This window comes from Asticcacaulis sp. MM231, from assembly GCF_964186625.1.
GTDB lineage: Bacteria > Pseudomonadota > Alphaproteobacteria > Caulobacterales > Caulobacteraceae > Asticcacaulis.
On record NZ_OZ075108.1, the window covers coordinates 482,578 to 501,739 of the forward strand.

The 19,162-nt window shown below is 59.3% G+C and carries 18 protein-coding genes; 8 read left to right on the top strand and 10 right to left on the bottom strand.

Annotated features, from left to right (window positions below; translation table 11 throughout):
* The first annotated feature begins 195 nt into the window (after positions 1 to 195).
* Entirely contained in the window at positions 196 to 930 is a 735-nt protein-coding gene (locus ABQ278_RS02320; RefSeq protein WP_349321024.1) for a cytochrome c family protein, read from the top strand.
* 130 nt (positions 931 to 1,060) lie between these two features.
* Here the strand turns inward: ABQ278_RS02320 and ABQ278_RS02325 are convergent, their stop codons facing one another.
* Together ABQ278_RS02325 and ABQ278_RS02330 are read right to left on the bottom strand one after the other, a co-directional pair.
* The gene (locus ABQ278_RS02325; RefSeq protein WP_349321025.1) at positions 1,061 to 1,915 is read right to left on the bottom strand and encodes an NlpC/P60 family protein; all 855 of its coding nucleotides are present in this window, start codon (positions 1,913 to 1,915) and stop codon (positions 1,061 to 1,063) included.
* Between the two features lie 137 nt (positions 1,916 to 2,052).
* Positions 2,053 to 3,450 carry a leucyl aminopeptidase family protein gene (locus ABQ278_RS02330; protein ID WP_349321026.1) on the bottom strand — a complete coding sequence of 466 codons (1,398 nt, stop codon included), beginning with the start codon at positions 3,448 to 3,450 and terminating at the stop codon, positions 2,053 to 2,055.
* Positions 3,451 to 3,542: 92 nt separating this feature from the next.
* On the opposite strand from ABQ278_RS02330, the gene ABQ278_RS02335 reads away from it, so the two are divergent.
* Entirely contained in the window at positions 3,543 to 4,415 is an 873-nt protein-coding gene (locus ABQ278_RS02335) for a tetratricopeptide repeat protein (RefSeq protein WP_349321027.1), read from the top strand.
* 107 nt (positions 4,416 to 4,522) lie between these two features.
* Here ABQ278_RS02335 and ABQ278_RS02340 read toward each other — a convergent pair whose 3' ends face one another.
* The 3 genes from ABQ278_RS02340 to hisS all read right to left on the bottom strand — a co-directional run bounded on the left by ABQ278_RS02340 (position 4,523) and on the right by hisS (position 8,539).
* Positions 4,523 to 5,002, bottom strand: coding sequence for a M13-type metalloendopeptidase (locus tag ABQ278_RS02340; RefSeq protein ID WP_349321028.1), 480 nt, complete (start codon positions 5,000 to 5,002; stop codon positions 4,523 to 4,525).
* The gene (locus tag ABQ278_RS02345) at positions 4,884 to 6,620 is read right to left on the bottom strand and encodes a M13 family metallopeptidase (protein WP_349321029.1); all 1,737 of its coding nucleotides are present in this window, start codon (positions 6,618 to 6,620) and stop codon (positions 4,884 to 4,886) included. Before ABQ278_RS02345 ends, ABQ278_RS02340 begins: the two co-directional genes overlap by 119 nt.
* A gap of 437 nt (positions 6,621 to 7,057) precedes the next feature.
* Positions 7,058 to 8,539, bottom strand: a complete 1,482-nt coding sequence (gene hisS, locus ABQ278_RS02350; protein ID WP_349321030.1) for a histidine--tRNA ligase — start codon at positions 8,537 to 8,539, stop codon at positions 7,058 to 7,060.
* A gap of 212 nt (positions 8,540 to 8,751) precedes the next feature.
* On the opposite strand from hisS, the gene ABQ278_RS02355 reads away from it, so the two are divergent.
* The 3 genes from ABQ278_RS02355 (at position 8,752) to ABQ278_RS02365 (ending at position 10,066) form a co-directional block, all read left to right on the top strand.
* Positions 8,752 to 8,919 (top strand): hypothetical protein, encoded by a 168-nt coding sequence (locus ABQ278_RS02355; protein WP_349321031.1) that lies wholly within the window; start codon positions 8,752 to 8,754, stop codon positions 8,917 to 8,919.
* Between the two features lie 159 nt (positions 8,920 to 9,078).
* Positions 9,079 to 9,585, top strand: coding sequence for a hypothetical protein (locus ABQ278_RS02360; protein WP_349321032.1), 507 nt, complete (start codon positions 9,079 to 9,081; stop codon positions 9,583 to 9,585).
* Positions 9,586 to 9,616: 31 nt separating this feature from the next.
* On the top strand, positions 9,617 to 10,066 hold the full coding sequence (locus tag ABQ278_RS02365; protein WP_349321033.1) for a hypothetical protein: 450 nt from the start codon (positions 9,617 to 9,619) through the stop codon (positions 10,064 to 10,066).
* A 19-nt stretch (positions 10,067 to 10,085) separates the two neighbouring features.
* Here ABQ278_RS02365 and ABQ278_RS02370 read toward each other — a convergent pair whose 3' ends face one another.
* Together ABQ278_RS02370 and ABQ278_RS02375 are read right to left on the bottom strand one after the other, a co-directional pair.
* Complete coding sequence (locus ABQ278_RS02370) at positions 10,086 to 10,883, bottom strand: response regulator (RefSeq protein ID WP_349321034.1); 798 nt, start codon at positions 10,881 to 10,883, stop codon at positions 10,086 to 10,088.
* A 302-nt stretch (positions 10,884 to 11,185) separates the two neighbouring features.
* Entirely contained in the window at positions 11,186 to 13,321 is a 2,136-nt protein-coding gene (locus tag ABQ278_RS02375) for a M13-type metalloendopeptidase (RefSeq protein ID WP_349321035.1), read from the bottom strand.
* 199 nt (positions 13,322 to 13,520) lie between these two features.
* Here ABQ278_RS02375 and ABQ278_RS02380 point away from each other — a divergent pair, with 199 nt between their 5' ends.
* On the top strand, positions 13,521 to 15,407 hold the full coding sequence (locus ABQ278_RS02380; protein ID WP_349321036.1) for a cation:proton antiporter: 1,887 nt from the start codon (positions 13,521 to 13,523) through the stop codon (positions 15,405 to 15,407).
* A 5-nt stretch (positions 15,408 to 15,412) separates the two neighbouring features.
* Here the strand turns inward: ABQ278_RS02380 and ABQ278_RS02385 are convergent, their stop codons facing one another.
* Together ABQ278_RS02385 and ABQ278_RS02390 are read right to left on the bottom strand one after the other, a co-directional pair.
* Complete coding sequence (locus ABQ278_RS02385; protein ID WP_349321037.1) at positions 15,413 to 16,171, bottom strand: prephenate dehydrogenase/arogenate dehydrogenase family protein; 759 nt, start codon at positions 16,169 to 16,171, stop codon at positions 15,413 to 15,415.
* A 168-nt stretch (positions 16,172 to 16,339) separates the two neighbouring features.
* Complete coding sequence (locus ABQ278_RS02390; protein WP_349321038.1) at positions 16,340 to 17,032, bottom strand: hypothetical protein; 693 nt, start codon at positions 17,030 to 17,032, stop codon at positions 16,340 to 16,342.
* 339 nt (positions 17,033 to 17,371) lie between these two features.
* Here ABQ278_RS02390 and ABQ278_RS02395 point away from each other — a divergent pair, with 339 nt between their 5' ends.
* The gene (locus ABQ278_RS02395) at positions 17,372 to 18,064 is read left to right on the top strand and encodes an EF-hand domain-containing protein (protein ID WP_349321039.1); all 693 of its coding nucleotides are present in this window, start codon (positions 17,372 to 17,374) and stop codon (positions 18,062 to 18,064) included.
* 53 nt (positions 18,065 to 18,117) lie between these two features.
* On the opposite strand, the gene ABQ278_RS02400 is transcribed toward ABQ278_RS02395, so the two are convergent.
* The gene (locus ABQ278_RS02400) at positions 18,118 to 18,321 is read right to left on the bottom strand and encodes a hypothetical protein (RefSeq protein WP_349321040.1); all 204 of its coding nucleotides are present in this window, start codon (positions 18,319 to 18,321) and stop codon (positions 18,118 to 18,120) included.
* Between the two features lie 193 nt (positions 18,322 to 18,514).
* Here ABQ278_RS02400 and ABQ278_RS02405 point away from each other — a divergent pair, with 193 nt between their 5' ends.
* Entirely contained in the window at positions 18,515 to 19,162 is a 648-nt protein-coding gene (locus ABQ278_RS02405) for a hypothetical protein (RefSeq protein ID WP_349321041.1), read from the top strand.

A 19,162-nucleotide genomic window follows, 5' to 3' on the forward strand; every position in this document is an offset into this window, starting at 1 on the left:
GCATTTGAGCGCACCTAGTATTAAGCAAGCTCACTTTTAGCCCGTAGGGTTTAAAAGTGAGCTTGCGCATTTGGCGGTAGCGTGTCAGAGAGCCAAACGCAAGTAGATGAATAAGAGGCTTGTTCGGCCGGATATTGACAGACGCGTTCTGTGGCCTAAGCTTAATAACAATGATTCACAGGGTATCTTGGCAAGATGAGCGGCGACCTTCAGGTTAATAAGATTCTTGGCGCAGTATTGGCGACCGGTCTGGTCATCATGGGCGTGCGTGTTGGCTCGGAAATGCTTTTCCATCGTGAAGCACCTGAAAAGCCGGGCTATGCCATCGAAGTCGCCGATACCGGCGGCGAAGCGGGGGCTGCGGCTGCCGTCGAAACCCTGCCTGACTGGGGTACGGTCCTCGCTACGGCCGATGTGGCGGCGGGCGAGAAAACCTTCACCACCAAGTGCACCTCCTGCCACAACGACAAGGAAGGCGGCCCCAACGCCATCGGTCCCAATCTCTGGGGCGCAGTCGGTCGTCCGGTCGCTTCCCACGCTGGTTTCTCCTATTCCGACGCCATGAAGGCGCACGTCGCCGACGCGCCAGCTTGGAGCTATGACGCCTTGTTCCACTTCCTCGGCGCGCCGGGCAAGGTGGTCAAGGGCACCAAGATGACCTTCGCCGGTGTTAAAAAACCTGAAGAACGCATCAACCTGATCGCCTATCTGCACACGCAAGGCTCGACCGGCTATGCCGTGCCCGCGCCCGATCCGACGCGTGCGCCGGGCGCTGCCCCTGCGGCTGCGGGCGCTACCCCTGCGCCTGCTGCCGGCGCGGTTGCAGTCCTTGCCACGGCAGCACCAGCCGCCACGGGTACAACGCCGCCGAAGGCCGAAGCTGCCGCAAAGCCGACCGTGGCACCGGCAGAGGCCGCTCCTGCGCACTAAGGCAGTCAGAGACGCAAACAAAAACCCCGTCGGATAGCTCCGGCGGGGTTTTTCATTTTTGCACCAACCCGGCTTTCAGGGCAGGGGGGACCACACGACGATGCGGCGCGTCCAGAGGCAGTGGTATCTATTACAGTCTGCGGAAGGCTGTCGGCATGCCCGTGCCGCAACCGTCGATGCGGGCGACCGCGTCGGCCAGCGGCTCGATGGCCACCTTCATGTGATGGGCGTTGGCGTGGATGATGTGGACATCATCGATCATGATGGCGACATGGCCCTTCCAGAAGACCAGATCGCCGCGCACCAGACCGCGCAGATCAGCGCCGATGTCCAGCGGCAAACCGAGCTTGGCCTGCATGTCGGAATCGCGTGGGCAGCCGTAGCCGGCAGCGTAAAGCGCCTGTTGCAGCAGGCCCGAACAATCGAGACCAATGCTTTCGCGACCGCCCCATTGATAAGGTGCGTTGATATAGCTTTCGGCCACGCTGACAAAATCGTTGGCGAAGGTTTCAAAAGTCGACAAGTGGTTGGTGAAGACCCAGCCCATCTCGTTGATATAGGCGAAGCCGTTTTCGTAGCGCGTCACCGAGACCAGCGCGTTCATGCTGACAGCGGCAAGCGTTGAGGATTTCAGGTTCGGCCCGGCAAAGACATAGGTGCGCAGGGTCGAAACATAATGCGTCGGCAGATACCAGTCGCGCTTGAAGGCGGACACCGGCACATAGCCGACATAGCCATCGCGCAGGGCCTGGCCCCAGAAAAAGTCATGCTTGCGCTCGATCACCTTGAAGCGCTCGCCAAGCAGGAGCTGGTCCCACTGCTCGGCACCGGCTTCCGGCTGCGACAGGATGGGGGCGGTCGCGTTGTAACAGCTCAGGACTTCACCGGCGACATAGGACTTCGCGCGGATCAGGCCTTCGTGGGCGTGATCAGTGACACCGTCCTTGAGAGGGGTGGTGCGCTTATCGAAAGGGTCGTCGCTCATATGCGTCATAAAGCCGTCTGCCTTCTACAGGTCTGTTACTGTATGAGCACCCTACAGCAGGGATGCAAAGATCGCCTTAACAGCCAAGGTCAATAGGAAGTTTATGAGTTCCTGAAGCGGGTCTTAACGCCTGTAGCTCAGAACGCCTTGAGCAGATGGTAGACGGCGCGCAGGGTCTGGGCCTCGGCACCCACGGGTGATCCTGCGCGGCCGCGCGGGTTCCAGGCATAGATGTCGAAATGCACCCAGGCGCCCGATTTGGGCGCAAAGCGTTGCAGGAAAAGCGCCGCTGTCACCGAGCCGCCTTGCGCCCATCCGGCCGGATCGTTGCGGATATCGGCGATGTCGGAATCGAGCGCATCCTTGTAGCCGGCCCAAAGCGGCATCCGCCATACCGGATCATTCTGGGCGATGGCGCAGACCTCAAGCTGACGCGCCACATCTTCGTCATCCGTGTAGAATGGGATAACCTCCGGCCCCAGCGCCACGCGCGCAGCCCCAGTGAGCGTCGCGAAGTCGATCGTCAGGGCGGGTTCAAGTTCACCGGCACGGGTCAGGGCGTCGGCCAGGATCAGCCGGCCTTCGGCGTCGGTATTGCCGATCTCGATGGAAAGGCCGGCGCGTGAAGCCAGGATGTCGCCGGGCCGGAAGGCATTGCCGGAAATCGCGTTCTCGACGGCTGGGATCAGCACATGCAGCTTTAGCGGCAACTGGCTGGCCATCACCCAGTCGGCCAGGGCCAGGGCGTGGGCCGCGCCGCCCATATCCTTCTTCATCAGCCCCATGCCGGCGCCGCCCTTGATGTTGAGTCCGCCGGTATCAAAGGCCACGCCCTTGCCGACCAGCGCCACCACGGGCAATGGGCCGGGTACGCCTGCCGGCTGCCAGGTGACCTCGATAAAGCGCGGCTGGTTGTCTGCCCCGGCGGCGCGGCCGACGGCATGGATCGCCGGATAATTCTCTTTGAGCAGGTCGTCACCGATGATGACCGAGATCTCGGCGCCGTGCATCTCCGCGATCTGGCGGGCCTCGGCCTCAATATCGCCGGGCCCCATATCGTTGGTCGGGGTGTTGACCAGATCACGCGCCAGGCTGTGCGCCTTCACCTCGCGGGCGATCTCTATTTTTTGCGGCTCGTCGAGATGGGAGTCATCAAGCCGCACCTCGCTTGGCGCATGGCTGGCCTTATAGCGGGTGAAGCTATAGGCCCCCAGCCCCCAGGCGACGTGGATGGCGTGGGCATCGAGCCCCTTGTCATAGTCCAGTGCCCACAGGCCCTTGGGCAGTTGCGCCGGCAGGGCACGGAAGGTCATCGGCGTATAGGTCTTGCGCGCGCCTAGTCCGAACCATGCCTTGACTCCGCCGTCCTCCGGCACAACGATCAGGCTGCACGCCTTGCCGGTGAACCCCCGCAAACTGAGATACTTCGCCTGAGCCGGTTTGAGCGCCGCCAGTGCGACTGCCGCGTCCTCCTCGAACAGCGCGATCAGGGTGTTGTCGGCGGCAGGATGGGCGGCTTTGATCGGCTTGGGCATCGTTGGGTCTCGTTAACCATTGTTAAGAGCTTTAACTCTATCTTCACAGCGGTCACTGAAGTCTTAATCCGTTCAAATTCATGAGTTCGATTATGTCGCTTATTCGCTATGCCACCTTAAGCCTGGCCGCTACCTTGCTTTTGAGCGCGGCACCGGCCTCTGCCGGCCTGTTCGGTAAGGATAAATCAAAAGAGGCCACGTCGACGGGGCCGACCACAAATCTCAAGGCGGCATCACAGACGGGCACCTGGAAGCCTGCGAGCAAGGCTGATATCGAGAGCGTGCTGCGCGCGGATGCCCTGACCCAGTCCACCTTCTTCACCACCCAGTTCGAGCATGATCCGACGAATGTTCAGATCGGCCTCTACCTGTCGAACGCCCTGCGCGCGCTTGGCCGTTATGCCGAGGCCGCCGATACGGCCCATCGTGTGCTGCTGTTCGCGCCCGATAATCATGACCTGCTGATCGCCGCCGGCCGTGCCCATATCGCCGACAACAACGCCTTCTTTGCGATCGATCCGCTTGAACACGCCATCGAATTGAAGCCGAAGGACTGGCAGGCCTATTCGCTGCTCGGTGTGGCCTATGATCAGACCAAGCGCCCCGAAGAGGCCCAGACCACCTGGGCCAAGGCGCTGGCTCTGGCGCCCAACAATCCGATGGTACTGACCAATATGGCAATGTCGAAAGTGACGCGCGGCGATTTTGCTGGCGCTGAACCCTTGCTGCGCACAGCTTCGACGCAACCCGGCGCCACGCTGCAGGTACGGCAGAATCTGGCGCTGGTGCTGGGCCTGCAGGGCAAGTTGCCGGAAGCCGAGCAGTTGCTGCGCCGTGACATGCCGCCGGCGCAGGCCGATGCGGCTCTGGCGTGGCTGCAACAGGCGATCACGGTTCATACCGCGCCGGTCGCCAATCCTGCGCCGGTCCGGTCCTGGGATTCGGTCAAGGCCAGCGGCAGTTAAGTTTGCCCCTATTTCTCCTCCACTGTTTTGCAAGGGAGGAGAAACTCAGCGGCGGAAAGCTCAACGCGCGCTGTCAAAATTCCGGGTCCAGGGTCCGCGACCCTGGCTTACCAGATGCGGACGCGGTCGGCGGGCTTCAGATAGTACTTACCGCTGGTCACATCGAACGCCTTATACCAGGCATCGACATTGCGCACCGAACCGATGGCGCGGAATTTGTCGGGCGAGTGCGGATCTGACGACACAAGATACTTCATGAAGTCGTCCTGATACTTGCTCTGCCACACCTGCGCGAAGCCGAGGAAGACGCGCTGATCGCCCGTTAGGCCGTCGATCACCGGCGCCGGCTTACCGCCGAGCGACAGGTGATAGGCGTCGAGACCGAGCAGGATGCCGCCGAGGTCAGCAATGTTCTCGCCCATGGTCAGGCCGCCCTGAACGTGGAAACCGGGGACGGGCTCGTAAGCATCATACTGCTTGCCGAGCGCCACGGTCTGGGCCTCGAACTTCGTGGCGTCTTCCGGCGTCCACCAGTCGATAAGCGCGCCGGTCGAATTCGTAGTGACGGCCCTGATCGTCGAAACCATGGGTGATTTCGTGACCTATAACGCCGCCGATGGCGCCGTAATTGACGGCCGGATCAGCCTTCGGATCAAAGAAGGGGGCTTGCAGGATGGCGGCGGGGAAGACGATCTCGTTCTTGGTCGGAGAATAGTAGGCGTTGACCGTTTGCGGCGTCATTTCCCAGTCTTCCGGATCGATCGGCTTGTCGATATGCGAGACGTTGTAGGCCCATTCAAAGGCCGATGAGCGCTCGATATTGCCGTAGAGATCGTCAGCCTTGATGATCAGGCCGTTATAATCGCGCCACTTGTTGGGGTAGCCGATCTTGACGCCGAAGGTAGAGAGCTTTTCCAGCGCCTTGGCCTTGGTGGGCGCGCTCATCCAGGTCAGGTTGTCGATGCGGAGCTTCATGGCCGCCAGCAGGTCATGGACCAGCGCTTCCATCTTGGCCTTGGATTCAGGCGGGAAGTAATCGCGGACATAGGCGCGGCCAAGGGCTTCGCCGATCTTGTCGTCGGTGGTGCCGATGGCGCGCTTCCACAGGGGACGCTGCTCGGCGATGCCGTACATGGTTTTGGAACGGAACTCGAAGCGGCGGTTATAGAAGCGATCACCGAGATAGGCCGAGGCCTGATCGGTGGCCTGGAAAGTTTCCCAGGCTTTCAGGGTTTCGAGCGGCGTGTCGGCGAAGATCTTGGCGATCTTAGGGATGGCGGTATTTTGCCCGACGATGACCTTCTGCGCCTGACTCACTGTGGCGGCGGCAAAGAAACCGTCCCAGTTGAAGCCGGGGGCGTAGGTGTTCAGATCCTTCAGCGCCATCGGGTTGTAGGTCTTGGTGTCGTCGCGGCTCTCGATCTTGGTCCAGCTTACCTTGGCGATTTCCGTTTCCATGGCGACGATGTTTTTCGCGGCGACTTCAGGATGGGCGTAGCCGGTCAGGGTCAGCATGTCCTTGATGTAAAGTTCGTAGGCCGCCTTCTTATCGGCGTAGGTCTCCGACAGGTAATAGTCGCGGTCGGGCAGGCCGAGGCCGCCCTGCGTCAATTGCAGCGCGCGGTAGCCGGGCTTCTTGGCGTCGTCATAGACGAAGATATTGAAGAAGGCCGCGCCGAAGCCCTGCAACGTCCAGCCCATGAAGCTGGCCATGTCCGCCTTTGTCTTGATGGCGGCGATCTTCTCCAGTTCGGGTTGCAGCGGCTTGACGTCGAGTTTGTTCTTCAGGTCGGCGTTCATGGCGCTGCGGTAGAGGTCGGCGATCTTCAGATCTTCGCCGGTCAGGTCGGTGCGTGCGGCCAGACCGGTCACCAGAGCCTTCAGCCGGAATTCGGAGAGATCTGCCAGTTGATTGAAGGCGCCATAGCCAGGCTGATCGCCGGGGATGGTCATGGCCTTCAGCGCGGCGCCATTGGCGTAGTTGAAGAAGTCATCACCGGGCTGGATCGTCTTGTCCATGCCATCGAGGGCAAAGCCCCAGGTGCCGTAGCTTTTCGCCACAGTATCGGAAGCGGCGGCATCGGTCTCGCCGAACAGGTGGCTGGCGGCGGCCTTGTCATTGACTGCCGGCACAGCGGCGATGACAGGCAAGGCCAGCAGGGCGATGTTGATGGCTAAAGCAGATGTGAGGATTTTGGCGCGCATGAGGTCTCTCCGGTAAGGGAGACGTCGTGCGCTCCCGAAACAAGCGCACACCTTGATACAGTTTAACGCTCTCGTCTCATGAACATTTGGTAATCTTGTTCCGAACGATACGACATCACCGCCTTAACAACCGGTTAACAGTTTTTGACGACAGTGTCATATTTTCAGGATTTAAACCAAAAAAAAAGCTCGCACAGGGGGGATAAGACCCGGCGAGCTTTTTTATTTGTTATAAGCGAGCGTTTCCTCCCCGAAACGCTGGGAACTGACTTCGCTCTACTGGGGAAGTTCCGTTCTCTTGAGTTGGAGAAAACATTTTTAGGGCCGCACTGTCAACTGGTTTTGTGACGTTGCGTCAAAATTATTTCAAGCGCTCTTAACCTTTATAACGTCGTGGTCAAAACGGCGTGAAAATCAAGGTTATATTGACGCCGCCATCAACGATTTTCCGTTATAGATTTCAAATGGTTGATGGCTTCTGCATGTGACAGGGTGACCTGGCCGGGGCGCCCTTCCTTCCATGCCTTATTGTCACTTATTTGCATCGCCAAGTCGCGGCCGAGATCGAGGTCCTTGATCGTGACTTGACCGGCTTTCAGCTCGTCTTCGCCCATCATGACCACAGCGGGGCTGAGTCGGCGATCGGCGTACTTCATTTGCGCTTTCATGCCTGAACGGCCGAGATAGACCTCGGCGGCCATGCCGGCGGCGCGCACGTCAGCGGCGAATTTGAAATACTCGCCCATATCGGATTCGGAGAAGGCGATAATGACGATCGGGCCGCGCGCCACGTTCTTCTTGCCGAGATCTGTCAGGGCCAGCGCCGCCGCCAGACGTGATACGCCGAACGAGAAGCCGGTGGACGGCACCTGCTGGCCAGTGAAGCGCGCGACAAGATCATCATAACGGCCGCCGCCGCCGACGCTGCCCATCTGGACCAGATTGCCCTTGTCGTCGCGGGTTTCGAGTAGCAGTTCACCCTCAAAAACCGGGCCGGTATAGTATTCGAGGCCGCGCACAATGCCCGGATCGAAGATGGCGGCTTCTTCGCCAACGCCCATAGCCGTGAGGGCAGTATCGATGCGCGTCAGGTCTTCGAGACCCGCCTGTCCTTCGGCCGAATTGGCCAGCACGGCAGCCAGTTTTTCCAGTACCGCCGCGCGGGTGGCGGCCCCGCCCGCCGATACGAAATCGAGGACGGGCTGAATGGCGAACTCGGGGAGCTGGGCGCCCTTTGTGTAGTCGCCGCTGTCATCCTTGCGGCCGGCGCCGAGCAACAGGGCCACGCCTTCAAGGCCGAAGCGGTCGAGTTTATCAATGGCGCGCAGGACGCCGAGTTGCTGGCCGGGCTCGCTGACGCCGAGGCTGGTCAGCAGGCCATTCAGCAGTTTGCGGTTGTTGACGCGCAGGCGGGCCGGCACATCGAGCGCCTTGTATCCGGCCACGGCCAGGGCGATCATTTCGGCATCGGCCTCGGGTCGATCGGAGCCGACGATATCGGCGTCGCACTGCATGAATTCGCGCAGGCGGCCGGGGCCCGGTTTTTCGTTGCGCCACACCGGCCCGAAGGCGTAGCGGCGGAAGGGCTTGGGCAGGGTTTCCCAGTTCTGCGCCGCGAAGCGCGCCAGCGGCGCGGTCAGGTCATAGCGCAGCGCCATCCATTGCTCATCGTCGTCCTGCTGGGCGAAAACGCCGACATTGGGGCGGTCTGAATCCGGCAGGAACTTGCCGAGCGCATCGGCATATTCAAACGCCGGCGTTTGCAGGGCTTCAAAACCGAAGTCCTCATAGACCTTCGACACGGTGGTGATCAGATGGCGCTCGATGGCGATCTGATGGCTGCGCTTGTCGATAAAGCCGCGTGGACTGCGTGCCTCAGGACGAAAGAACGGGACGGGGTTTTCTGGATTTTCGCTCATGCGCGCCGATTAAAGCATTGGCGGCTTTGAGACAAGAGTGCTGGCCAGAAAGGCCGCAAACGGACAACATCCGAAAGCGCAAGTTACTCGCCTATAAGGGGAAAATAAAAAGTCAGCGGTATTTTGACACCTGAGTCAAAAAATATAGTAAACCCCTTCTAAATGTAGTGGAACGGTGTTATAAATAAGACTCCCTTAAGGAGGGCAAAGCCATGAGGAAGTCGCCTACAGCAGAAAACTTTTCGCGTTTTGTCGTCGCCATGATTGTGGTGACGGTCGTTATCGCCGCCTTGGTCTGGGCGTTTTCGTCCGTCGGACCGGAATGTGCGGTGGGTGTGCCGTGCCATCCCAATGGCCAGGCTGAAGTCGTACATTACTGACGCAAAATTCCCGCGCTCTTATCTGACAGTATCAGCGCGACCTCTGGCGCACAGACACGGGATGACGTCCGTTCGGGCTGGAACGACGGAGGTCATGTCTGTGCGCCGGAGAGGCCTGTATTAACGCTTTGTTGGACTGGCTCTGGCATAAGAGACGTCATGACCTGTTTCCGCAAAGCCGCTCCGCTTGTACTGGCCCTGTGCGCCGCTCTGATGGCGCAAACCGCCTGCGCTACCGCGCCGGTGGCATCGTCGGCTGCGCCCACCAGCAAAATTTCGCGCGATCCCTTTTTCGCCGGCCTGGTAACCCGCGCGCGGCGCCTGGAAATCGAGACCAGGGCCTTCACGCCGGCGCTTGACCTGTTGCGGCAGCCGAAGTTCAAGACCTATACGAAGGCCATCCGCAATCTGTCGGCTGATGATCAGAAGGGCCACATGACCCTGAAAGCGCGCGGCACCGATAACGACCTGAAATGTATCATGAAGGGGCTGTCGCTCGATCTGAACATCAAGATGGACGCCATCTTGACTGCGAAGAGCAATGCCGAGGTCGGGACGGCGCTTGATAACATGGCTGCCCTGCTGAGCGATCATATCGATGTCATCGTCACGCCGGCTACCGCCAATTCCGGCCTTGATTGCGTCATCGAGTTCGGCAACACTTGAGAACCGGGCAACCCGCCCCGCGAGGTTGCCCATGATACGATTTGCTCCTTTTCTCTGTGCCGTTCTCCTGCTGGCCGGTTGCTACAAGCCTGCGCCACAGAAAGCGGCGCCTGCGCCGGCTATCACCCTGCCCGCCACGCAGACGGCTTTTCTCGCCCTGCCGCGCACCGGCGCAGAGTCCGATCGCTTTTGTGAGCAGTTCAAGGCCTATGATCGCTTTGATAACTGGCAGGGCAAGGTGCGCGACCTGCGCGTCTCCACGCTCGATGGCACGGCCGATCTGGAGATCACTCTTGGCCAGGGCATCCGGCTTGAAGCGCTCGTCAGGAAAACCGACCCGGCCTATGCCGCCGTCATGGCTCTGCGGCTTGAGCAGTCCGTGACCTTTTCAGGTCAGTTCCAGCACAGCAACAACGACTCGGAATGTATCTATTATAACGGTCCGTTCGGTGTCCGGTTGTCCGCGATCAAGAGTACATGACGCGAGACCGAACCGCGGCTTAAGCTTGTCTTTCTTGATAGGCCGTGGTTGGCCGCGCCATCATTTCCAAAGTCAGGTGCACGAGTTCTGCGGGTTTGAAAGGCTTGCTGATTTCAGCATCGGCGCCGGCCTTGACCGCGGCCGAGGTGGCGCGTTCGGGTGTGATGCGGGTGTTGAGTCCGCCGGACATGGCCAGTATCTTGACCTTGGGCCAGGTCGATTTGATGATCTTGATGCCGGCCAGCCCGCCCATGCCGGGCATGAAAATGTCTGATAATACCAGGTCGACGTGAGCGATATCGACGTCTTCAAGGGCTTCTTCCATCGACTTGACAATGCTGACGCGATAACCGTTGTCAGTCAGCATCTGGCCGGTCACCTTGCCGGCGGTCGCGCTGTCATCAATCACCAGCGCATGGTAGCGATGCTTGCCTTCGGCCTGATCCTGCTCGGCCGACTGGACGATGGCGCGCAACTGATTGCGCGAAAAGGGCTTGCGCAGAATGTAATCGACCTTGGCCTTGCGGGCCATGTTGAGCGTTTCTTCGATAGCTTCGCTGCGGTCTCCGGCGGTCATCACGGCAACGGTGGCCTCAAGCGCCAGATCGCGCAGGCGGCCAAGGTGCGGAAGGGTGTTTTCCTCTCCCAGAAAGACATCGACAAACAGCAAGGTGGGATGCTGCTGCAGGATAACGCGTTCGGCGTCCTCCAGGGTCTTGGCCAGGACGTAGGTCCAGTCTTCATCTGCGAGCATGCGCCCGATGATCTGTGCCTGTGTCTGGCTGTCCTCAATGATCAGCGCCAACCCGTTTGCCATTATGTAACCCCTTATGCTCACGCAACTCTGATTAATCGAAACAATGTTATCGCAAGGGGGTTAAGCAGTTGTGAGCGAGAGTTGCTGTCAGATGTGTAGGTTTTGTAAGGTGTAGTTGTTATTTAGAGTTTTGTTTATAATGGCATTTTTATATTAAATATGACGAAAATTCCTTAAAAATATGGTCGTGAGTCAATTTCCATTCAACAAAAAACCCGCCTGTTTCCAGACGGGCTTTCAGTATCAGGCTGCGAAAATCTCGACATGCGGTGTCAAGATTCCGGCGTAAGGACCTGCGGCCCTTACCAGATGCGGACGCGGTCTTCCGGCTTCAGGTAATATTTCTCACCCGGCTGGACATTGAAGGCCTTGTACCAATCATCGATATTGCGCACCGGCCCAATGACACGGAAGACAGCCGGCGAGTGCGGATCGGTAGCGACCTGCTGCTTGATGGCGTCATCGCGGTACTTCGAGCGCCAGACTTGAGCAAAGCCCATGAAGACGCGCTGATCGCCGGTGAAGCCGTCGAGGACGGGCGAAGGCTTGCCCTTGAGCGACAGGCGGTAGGCGTCGAGGCCCAGCAGGTTGCCACCGAGATCGGCGATGTTCTCGCCCATGGTCAGGCCGCCCTGGATATGGACGCCGGGCAGGGGCTCGAAGGCGTCATACTGTTCGCCGTACTTCTTCGTCTGGGCGTCGAATTTGGCCGAATCCTCGGCGGTCCACCAGCTTTTGAGGAAGCCGTCGCCGTCATAGTTGCGGCCCTGATCGTCGAAGCCGTGGGTGATTTCGTGGCCGATAACCCCGCCGATGCCGCCATAGTTGACGGCCGGATCAGCGTCCGGATCGAAGAAGGGCGGTTGCAGGATGGCGGCGGGGAAGACGATCTCGTTACGGGTCGGGGAATAGTAGGCGTTGACGGTCTGCGGTGTCATGCCCCATTCGAGTGGATCGACCGGCTTGTCGATCTTGGCGACGTTGAAGTCCCATTCGAAGGCGTTCGCGCGTTCGATATTGCCGAACAGGTCGCCTTCCTTGATCGTCAGGGCGGAATAGTCGCGCCACTTGTCGGGGTAGGCGATCTTGACGCCGAACTTGGAGAGTTTTTCCAGCGCCTTTTCCTTGGTGGGGGCGCTCATCCAGGTCAGGTTTTCAATGCGGATCTTGAGAGCGGCGCGTAGGTCGGCGACGAGGCCTTCCATCTTGGCCTTGGAGTCGGCAGGGAAATATTGCGCCACATAGGTGCGGCCGATGGCTTCACCGAGAGCACTGTCGGTAACGCTGATGGCACGCTTCCAGCGCGGACGCTGCTCAAGGGCGCCGGAAAGGTCACGCGAGCGGAATTCCCACTGGGCGGTGGCGAAGCGCTTGGAGAGGTAGGGCGCGGCCTGATCGATGGTGCGGAAGGCCTCCCAGGCTTTCAGGGTTTCCAGCGGGGTGTCGGCATAGATCTGGGCGATTTTGGGGAAGGCGGTGTTTTCAGACACGATCAGCTTGCTGGCCTTATCGACGCCGGCGGCCTTGAAGTAGCTGTCCCATTCAAAAGCCGGGGCGAAGGTCGCCAGTTCAGCGCGTGTCATCGGATTGTAGGTCTTGTTGTCGTCGCGGCGCTCGATCTTGGTCCAGCTCACCTCGGCGATCTTGGTTTCCAGCGCCAGGATATCCTTGGCGGTCTGGGCGGGGTTGGGGTAGCCGGCCATGGTCAGCATGTTGACGATATAGGCCTCGTACTTGGTCTTCTTCTCTGCGAAGCTGTCCTTCAGGTAGTAGTCGCGGTCGGGGAGGCCGAGGCCGGACTGCGCCACGTAGAGCACGTTAACCTGCGGGTTCTTGGCATCGCCATCGACATAGGCGCCGAAGAAGGCCGAACCGATCGTACCGGAAGTCTTGCCCATCCAGGCGGCCATCTCAGATTTGCTCTTGATGGCCTTGATGGCCGAAAGCGTCGGGGTGAGCGGCTTGATGTCGAGCGTCTCGATGGTCGCTTCGTCCATCATGGCATTGTAAAGCGCGGCGATCTTGGCGTCATCGCCGGTCAGGCCCTTTTGCGCGGCCAGACCGGTGATCAGCACCTTCATGCGGTTTTCCGACAGTTCGCGCAGTTGCAGGAAGGAGCCATAAGACGTGCGGTCGGCGGGGATGACCATGGTGTTGACGGCGGTGCCGTTGACGTAATCGAAGAAGCTGTCGCCCGGTTTGACGCTGGTGTCCATGCCGGCGGTGTCGATGCCCCAGGTGCCGAACTTCTTGGCGACCGTGTTGGGGGCGGCATCGTTGCTGCCGCTTGAGGCGTCTGCGGCGAGCAGGGCATCGAAGCTTTCAAGCGTTTCCATGCGGCAATAGGCGTCGATGCAGTTACCGGCGTGGGCGGGAGCAAACGTTAGGGCCAGCCCGGCAATAGCTGAGGTGGAGGCGAGAATTTTCAGGAATGTCATAGGTCACTTTCCACGCGGCAGGTGTAGGCGCCATGTCGCGATTGATAAAAAAGATACTATTTCGCAACTTATCCACTTTTCGGAAAGTGGCTCATGAATTTTCCGTAATGTTTCACGAAAAAATGTATTTGAGGGGTTACATAGGATGTCTGGTTCGCCTTATAGGTAATGCTCCCCCTAAAAGGATAAGTAATCGAAGATGAACGCATCCGTTGGCCATCCAGTGACCACGATAGCAAAAGAAGCCTTTGCCCCTGTCCTCAATACGGACGCGCAAGGCTATTACATCTTCATTATCGTCTTTCTCCTGGCTTCCGCGGTTGTTGTTCCGATCTTTCAGCGCTTTAAGGTTTCAAGTGTTCTGGGTTTTCTTCTCATTGGCGTCCTGCTTGGGCCCGATGTCATGGGACGACTTGAGAAAATCTGGCCGGTGCTTGATGCGTTCGATGTCATGCGGTCGCACACCGTTCACCAACTCGCCGAACTTGGCGTTGTTTTTCTTCTCTTCACCATTGGGCTCGAACTGACGTTCGAGCGTCTGAAATCCATGCGACGCCTTGTGTTCGGCCTGGGCGCCCTTCAGGTTGCGCTGTGTTCGCTGGCCCTGACCGGCCTGTTCCTGATCATGGGCCAGAGCATCGTGGCCTCAATCGCGCTCGGCATGGCCATCGCCCTGTCCTCGACCGCTGTGGTCATCCCGGTACTGGCCGATCGCAAGGCACTGAAAAGCGCTTCGGGCCGCAGTGTCTTCGCCGTTCTGCTGGCGCAGGATATCGCCGTGGCGCCGATCATGATCACCGTGGTTATGCTGGCCGGTGGCGCGGCTGGCGCGGCTGGTGGCAGTCTGGGCGGATTGCTGGCCCTGATCCCGGCCCTGGTTGGCATGGGCGTGCTGGTGGTCGGAGGTCGCTGGCTGCTGCGTCCACTGTTCAATACCGTGGCCTTCTCCAATTCGCGTGAGCTTTTCATGGCGGCCTGTCTGCTGTGCGTGCTCGTGGCTGGGCAGATCTCGGTCATGGCGGGGCTGAGCATGGGGCTTGGCGCCTTCGTCGCCGGTGTGCTGCTGGCCGAAACCGAATATCGCCGCGAAATCGAAAACATGGTCGAGCCCTTCAAAGGCCTGCTGCTCGGCCTGTTCTTCGTCACGGTCGGGGCGCGCCTCGAAATCACCGCCGTGCTCGATCAGCCGGCACTGGTGCTGGGGCTGGCGGCAGGTTTGATCCTGATCAAGGCCGCGATCATCTATCCGGTGGCGCGTCTTTTCGGCATGAACAACCGCAGTGCCATCGAAACCGCAGCGGTGCTTGGGCCGGCGGGGGAATTCGCCTTTGTTATCATCGACCAGGCCATCGGCCACAAGGTGCTGTCTGCGGATCTGGGGCAGACCGTCATCGTGGCGTCGATCCTGTCACTGTTCGCCATTCCCTTCCTGGCCGCCGCCGCTGGCCGCCTGTCGAAATCAATTGCCAAGAGCGGTGAGGCCGCGACTACCGTGGCGCCGGAGACCGTCAGCGAGGCCGATAAGGTCATCGTCGTCGGTTTCGGACGCGTCGGCGAACTGGTCATCGACATGTTGAGGATGCACCAGATCGAGTTCCTGGTCATTGATATCAACCCGCAGGTCACCCAGCGAGCCCGTGCCGCCGGTATTGAAGCCTGGTATGGTGACGCCTCCATGCCGGATTTTCTCCATTCCATCGGTATCGCCCGCGCCCGCGCCGTGGTGGTGACGGTGTCAAATCCGGCCTTTACCGACAAGGTGGTGCAGGCGGTGCGCGCCATGCGTGAGGATGTCCATATCATCGCCCGTGCGCGTGACGCCTCGCACGCCCAGCGCCTGTATCAGATGGGCGCCACCGACGCTGTGCCTGAAACTATCGAGGCGTCTTTGCAACTGGCGGAAAACACGCTGATCGATCTTGGCGTGCCGATGGGGCTGGTGCTGGCCAGTGTCCATGAACGCCGTGATGTCTTCCGCAAGATGTTTGGTATCCGCAAGCCGGAAGCCATCAAGCCGGACATGCCACTGGCGGCGGTTGCCCTGGCGATGGCGGAGAACCATGCCGCGGAGAAGCGGGGGGTGTAGCCCTGTTACTTGCCGGAATCGTGCGATTCGAGTCGGTTGCGCAGCGCGTCGATCTGGCTGAAGAAGCGCTTGCGCACTTCGGCGGCGAAGGGGTTGTCGCGCTCAATCGACAGAAATAATTCATCGGAATCGCCCGACACCAGCCCCACGCCCTGCATCATCAGGTCGTAGGAGCGGGTGGTGTGGACGGTCGGCAGGGGCTCAAGCCCGCTTAAGACCTTGGCGATAAGGTGGGTCAGGCCTTGTACGGCCGCCAGCGCCTTGTCGTGCTGCTCCGGCGTTGCCAGTGACACCTTAAGGTCCAGCGTATTGGCAAAGAATTTAACTATGGTATCGACATGACGGACACGCACCGGACAGACGACGATCTCCAGATCGTGAATGCCCTTGCGCGCCGATTGCGGGCCAAACAAGGGGTGGGTGCACAGAATGGATACGGTCGGGGGCAGGGCATCGACCAGCCATTTGGCCGGCTTCATTTTCACCGAACCGACATCGGCGACGAGGCCGTAAGGCTTGACGTGAGGTGCGATCGCTTCAGCGAGCGCCTTCAGGCTGCGGATCGGCGTGGCTAGGACCACGATATCGCAGGCGGCCGCCGTCGGAAGATCGACGCGCGTTACATTGTGGCGGCGGGCATAGCGTCTGGCCTCAGGGCTTGGATCGTGGGCGTAGATGTCGAAATAGGGCGACAGATGCTTTACGATCAGGCGGCCAAAGGCGCCCAAGCCAAACAAACCCAAGGTGCGAACTGTCTTGACCACGCTGCGAACTCTTCCGTGAGCGCACCAGGGCAGGCCTGTGCACTGAAATTCAAACAGCGCCGGTAACATAGATGGGCAGTCAAGGCGAGGTGAAAATTCCAAGGCTTGCGCCATTGCGGGCGCATTTCATCGTCAACGCGAGATTACGCAGATAATTTCACCGGCATCTTACCATAAGCCGGAACGTTTTTTCTTGCCCTTGCCGGCCTTGTCGTCGGGCGTTACTTCACCAGCGATCTGGGCTGGCGTCTTGGGCATTTCATCGGCTGTGATGAATCCGTCCTCGTTGCGATCAAGGATGGTGAAGCGCTGATTGGTGGCGTTGATCCATTCTTCCCTTGAGACGCGGAAGTCGAAATTGGCGTCGGCGGCACGCACCGGTTGAGGCTCATCAATCAGGCCGTATTGCGTGGCGCCGATGATCTGCTTGCGATACTTGCCGCCGGTTGGGTCCTGATCGGCCCCCATGTCCGGATCGGGCGCCTGGGTCCGGTTGGCCGGCTGCTTTATACGCGGATCGATGCGCTGAATTTCCGGCGCCACCTGGTTCTCGTAACGCGTGTTTTCCGGGCTGTTGATGTATTTGTCGTGATTGAGGTCGAGCTTGTCGTAGAAGGCCAGAGCGTCGGCTATGAACTCGTCGTGGCTGATCTTGCCGTCCTTGTCGGTATCCGCTTGCACCACCCAGGCGCTCACCGGATAGGGCTGGTTGGCCGCCGAACGGAAGGGCTGGCCGGAGGGCGAGAAGAAGACGTTCTGCGTCAGTCCGATGCCGACATAACCGCCCGTCTGCGCATTGGCCGCGCTCGCAACTGTGAGGCCGGCAATAAGAACCGTGAGAAGGGGGCGGATCGGGCGCATGGGGCACATCATTCGGCTGGAGAAGAGACGTCTGAATCGGTAGAGTCGTTTTGTGACCAATTTGCGGCCATTTTCAGATTAGCGGCGGTGCTTAGGTTAGGCAAGCGGACATCGAAGGTCGGCAAACCTTGCCGATATGTTTTTTCCTACAGTAAATTTATCTTGTTTTTGTGTTGATGCTGATATATTTAGGTTAAATTATTTGTCATTTCGAGTTAAAAATAAGTCAAACGTGTTTCAAAATTGAAATATGTATTAAAATAATATATTGTTAATTGGAATATTTTCTCCTTCATCTTGCTGGCCCTTCGTGTGTCAGCTTTTTCAGGAGAGTCCCTCATGCAAATAGGCAATTCGGCGAGCGCATCGCTCACCCAGCTATTGTCTCAGATGAAGGCGAAGCTGGCTACGGAAACGACCTCGAGTGCGTCCTCATCGACGTCCGCAACCACCAGCAGCAGTTCGGCTTCATCGACCACAAGTGTCAGCGAAAACGCTGACTTCTTCATCAGCGCCCTGTCATCACAGATCATGGAAGGGCTGCTGTCCGCCCAGTCGGGTCAATCCGGCCAGTCTGGCGGTCCAGGTGGTGATCATAAGCCGCCGTCCATGGAGGATATGGACAGCGACGGTGACGGCAGCCTCACCAAGACCGAGATGGAAAGCTTCAGTTCATCGGTCAGCGGTAACAGCGACACTAGCAAGACCGACGAACTGTTCAGTAAGATGGATGCTGACGGCAACGGTTCGGTCACCACAGAAGAGTTGTCGAGCTTCGATGCCCAGATGGCCGCCAATGGTCCCCCGCAAGGTGCCAATGGACCTCAAGGTGGCCCGCCGCCGGGACTGCCGCCATCGGATAGCGGCACGTCATCGTCAACGACCGCTTCCAGCACCCTCAGCAGCACCAATTCCGCAACGGATATCGCCAGCCTGCTGAAGGAATTGCAAAGTGCGGTTCAGGCCTACAGCGCCAACAGCCTGAAAGCCATGGCGTCCGCCAGTTCTTTATCGCTGTCGATTGCGGCATAAAGACGTGAGGGCCGGTTTCGCGCCGGCCCAAACCCTACTGAAGAGGGAAGACCTTAGCGCAGGTTAGGGAAAAATTCGCGCTTCACCGATGTCCAGATATAGTCGAGAACCAGATAGATGAAGACGGTCTTGACCATCTTGATGGTTTCGATGCCGGTATAATATTGGAAACCGATGCAGAACCACAGCGTGGTAATCATCACCGAACCGGCGATTTCGAGCTTGCGGGGCATCAACAGCTTATCTACCAAAGACATAAGCGCGTCTCTCCTACTTATGAGATTCTTACTTTTAGTCCCGCCGGTTTTATAAGCTCTTAACACTGGTTGGGGGTCGGTCAACCCGAAAAATTCGTCTGAGAGGATATGTGATGATGTGTTTCATCCCTCTCAGCCGCGCTTTATCCCAAGCGGCTGGCGTGGATGGCGGTATCCGTCAATCGTGCTGGCCATGCAAACTCTCCATCACCTTAATACCCTCAGCCATATCGGCGCCGGTGGTCTTGCCCTGCTGCTCGGTCTGCTGCCGCTGCTTTCCCACAAAGGCCGCCGGCTGCATCGCCTGTCCGGCTGGATGTTCGTCGCGGCCGGCCTTGTGGTGCTGATCTGCGCCATTATCGGCGTCGTTGTCTATCCGCGGCCGGGGCCGCTGGTCATGGTCACCCTGTCGGCCAGCTATCAATATCTCAGCGGGCTGCGCGCCCTGCCGCGTTTCCACACCGCGCCATCTCTACTGGATACCTTGCTGGCATTGGCGGCCCTGACCGGCTGTGGCCTGCTGCTCAGTCGCATGGCGAGCGGTGAGGCATCATGGTCGCCGGCTATCGGCTACAGCACGCTCGGCTTTCTGGCCGTCGTGGCGCTTTACGATTTCAGTCGTACCTTGTGGGTAACCGCATGGCGGCGGATTCGCGCCATCGATCACGGCTTGAAAATAACCGCCACCTACTTCGCCTTTGCCTCAGCCGGGCTCGGCAATCTGGCGCGGGACTGGCAGCCGTGGAGCCAGATCGGGCCGTCCCTGCTTGGGCTGATCGTTATGCTCTTGCTTTTAAGCCGCTATATCCGCGACAACAGGCGAAGGGGTACGGAGGATTAA

Bases quoted from the DNA above. Each gene is read 5' to 3' on its own strand.
- ABQ278_RS02370 (WP_349321034.1), bottom strand. From the start codon at position 10,883: ATGGCAAACGGGTTGGCGCTGATCATTGAGGACAGCCAGACACAGGCA.
- ABQ278_RS02380 (WP_349321036.1), top strand. From the start codon at position 13,521: ATGAACGCATCCGTTGGCCATCCAGTGACCACGATAGCAAAAGAAGCC.
- ABQ278_RS02400 (WP_349321040.1), bottom strand. From the start codon at position 18,321: ATGTCTTTGGTAGATAAGCTGTTGATGCCCCGCAAGCTCGAAATCGCC.
- ABQ278_RS02365 (WP_349321033.1), top strand. From the start codon at position 9,617: ATGATACGATTTGCTCCTTTTCTCTGTGCCGTTCTCCTGCTGGCCGGT.
- ABQ278_RS02355 (WP_349321031.1), top strand. From the start codon at position 8,752: ATGAGGAAGTCGCCTACAGCAGAAAACTTTTCGCGTTTTGTCGTCGCC.
- ABQ278_RS02360 (WP_349321032.1), top strand. From the start codon at position 9,079: ATGACCTGTTTCCGCAAAGCCGCTCCGCTTGTACTGGCCCTGTGCGCC.
- ABQ278_RS02320 (WP_349321024.1), top strand. From the start codon at position 196: ATGAGCGGCGACCTTCAGGTTAATAAGATTCTTGGCGCAGTATTGGCG.
- ABQ278_RS02375 (WP_349321035.1), bottom strand. From the start codon at position 13,321: ATGACATTCCTGAAAATTCTCGCCTCCACCTCAGCTATTGCCGGGCTG.
- ABQ278_RS02330 (WP_349321026.1), bottom strand. From the start codon at position 3,450: ATGCCCAAGCCGATCAAAGCCGCCCATCCTGCCGCCGACAACACCCTG.
- ABQ278_RS02395 (WP_349321039.1), top strand. From the start codon at position 17,372: ATGCAAATAGGCAATTCGGCGAGCGCATCGCTCACCCAGCTATTGTCT.
- ABQ278_RS02405 (WP_349321041.1), top strand. From the start codon at position 18,515: ATGCAAACTCTCCATCACCTTAATACCCTCAGCCATATCGGCGCCGGT.
- hisS (WP_349321030.1), bottom strand. From the start codon at position 8,539: ATGAGCGAAAATCCAGAAAACCCCGTCCCGTTCTTTCGTCCTGAGGCA.
- ABQ278_RS02325 (WP_349321025.1), bottom strand. From the start codon at position 1,915: ATGAGCGACGACCCTTTCGATAAGCGCACCACCCCTCTCAAGGACGGT.
- ABQ278_RS02340 (WP_349321028.1), bottom strand. From the start codon at position 5,002: ATGGTTTCGACGATCAGGGCCGTCACTACGAATTCGACCGGCGCGCTT.
- ABQ278_RS02390 (WP_349321038.1), bottom strand. From the start codon at position 17,032: ATGCGCCCGATCCGCCCCCTTCTCACGGTTCTTATTGCCGGCCTCACA.
- ABQ278_RS02335 (WP_349321027.1), top strand. From the start codon at position 3,543: ATGTCGCTTATTCGCTATGCCACCTTAAGCCTGGCCGCTACCTTGCTT.
- ABQ278_RS02345 (WP_349321029.1), bottom strand. From the start codon at position 6,620: ATGCGCGCCAAAATCCTCACATCTGCTTTAGCCATCAACATCGCCCTG.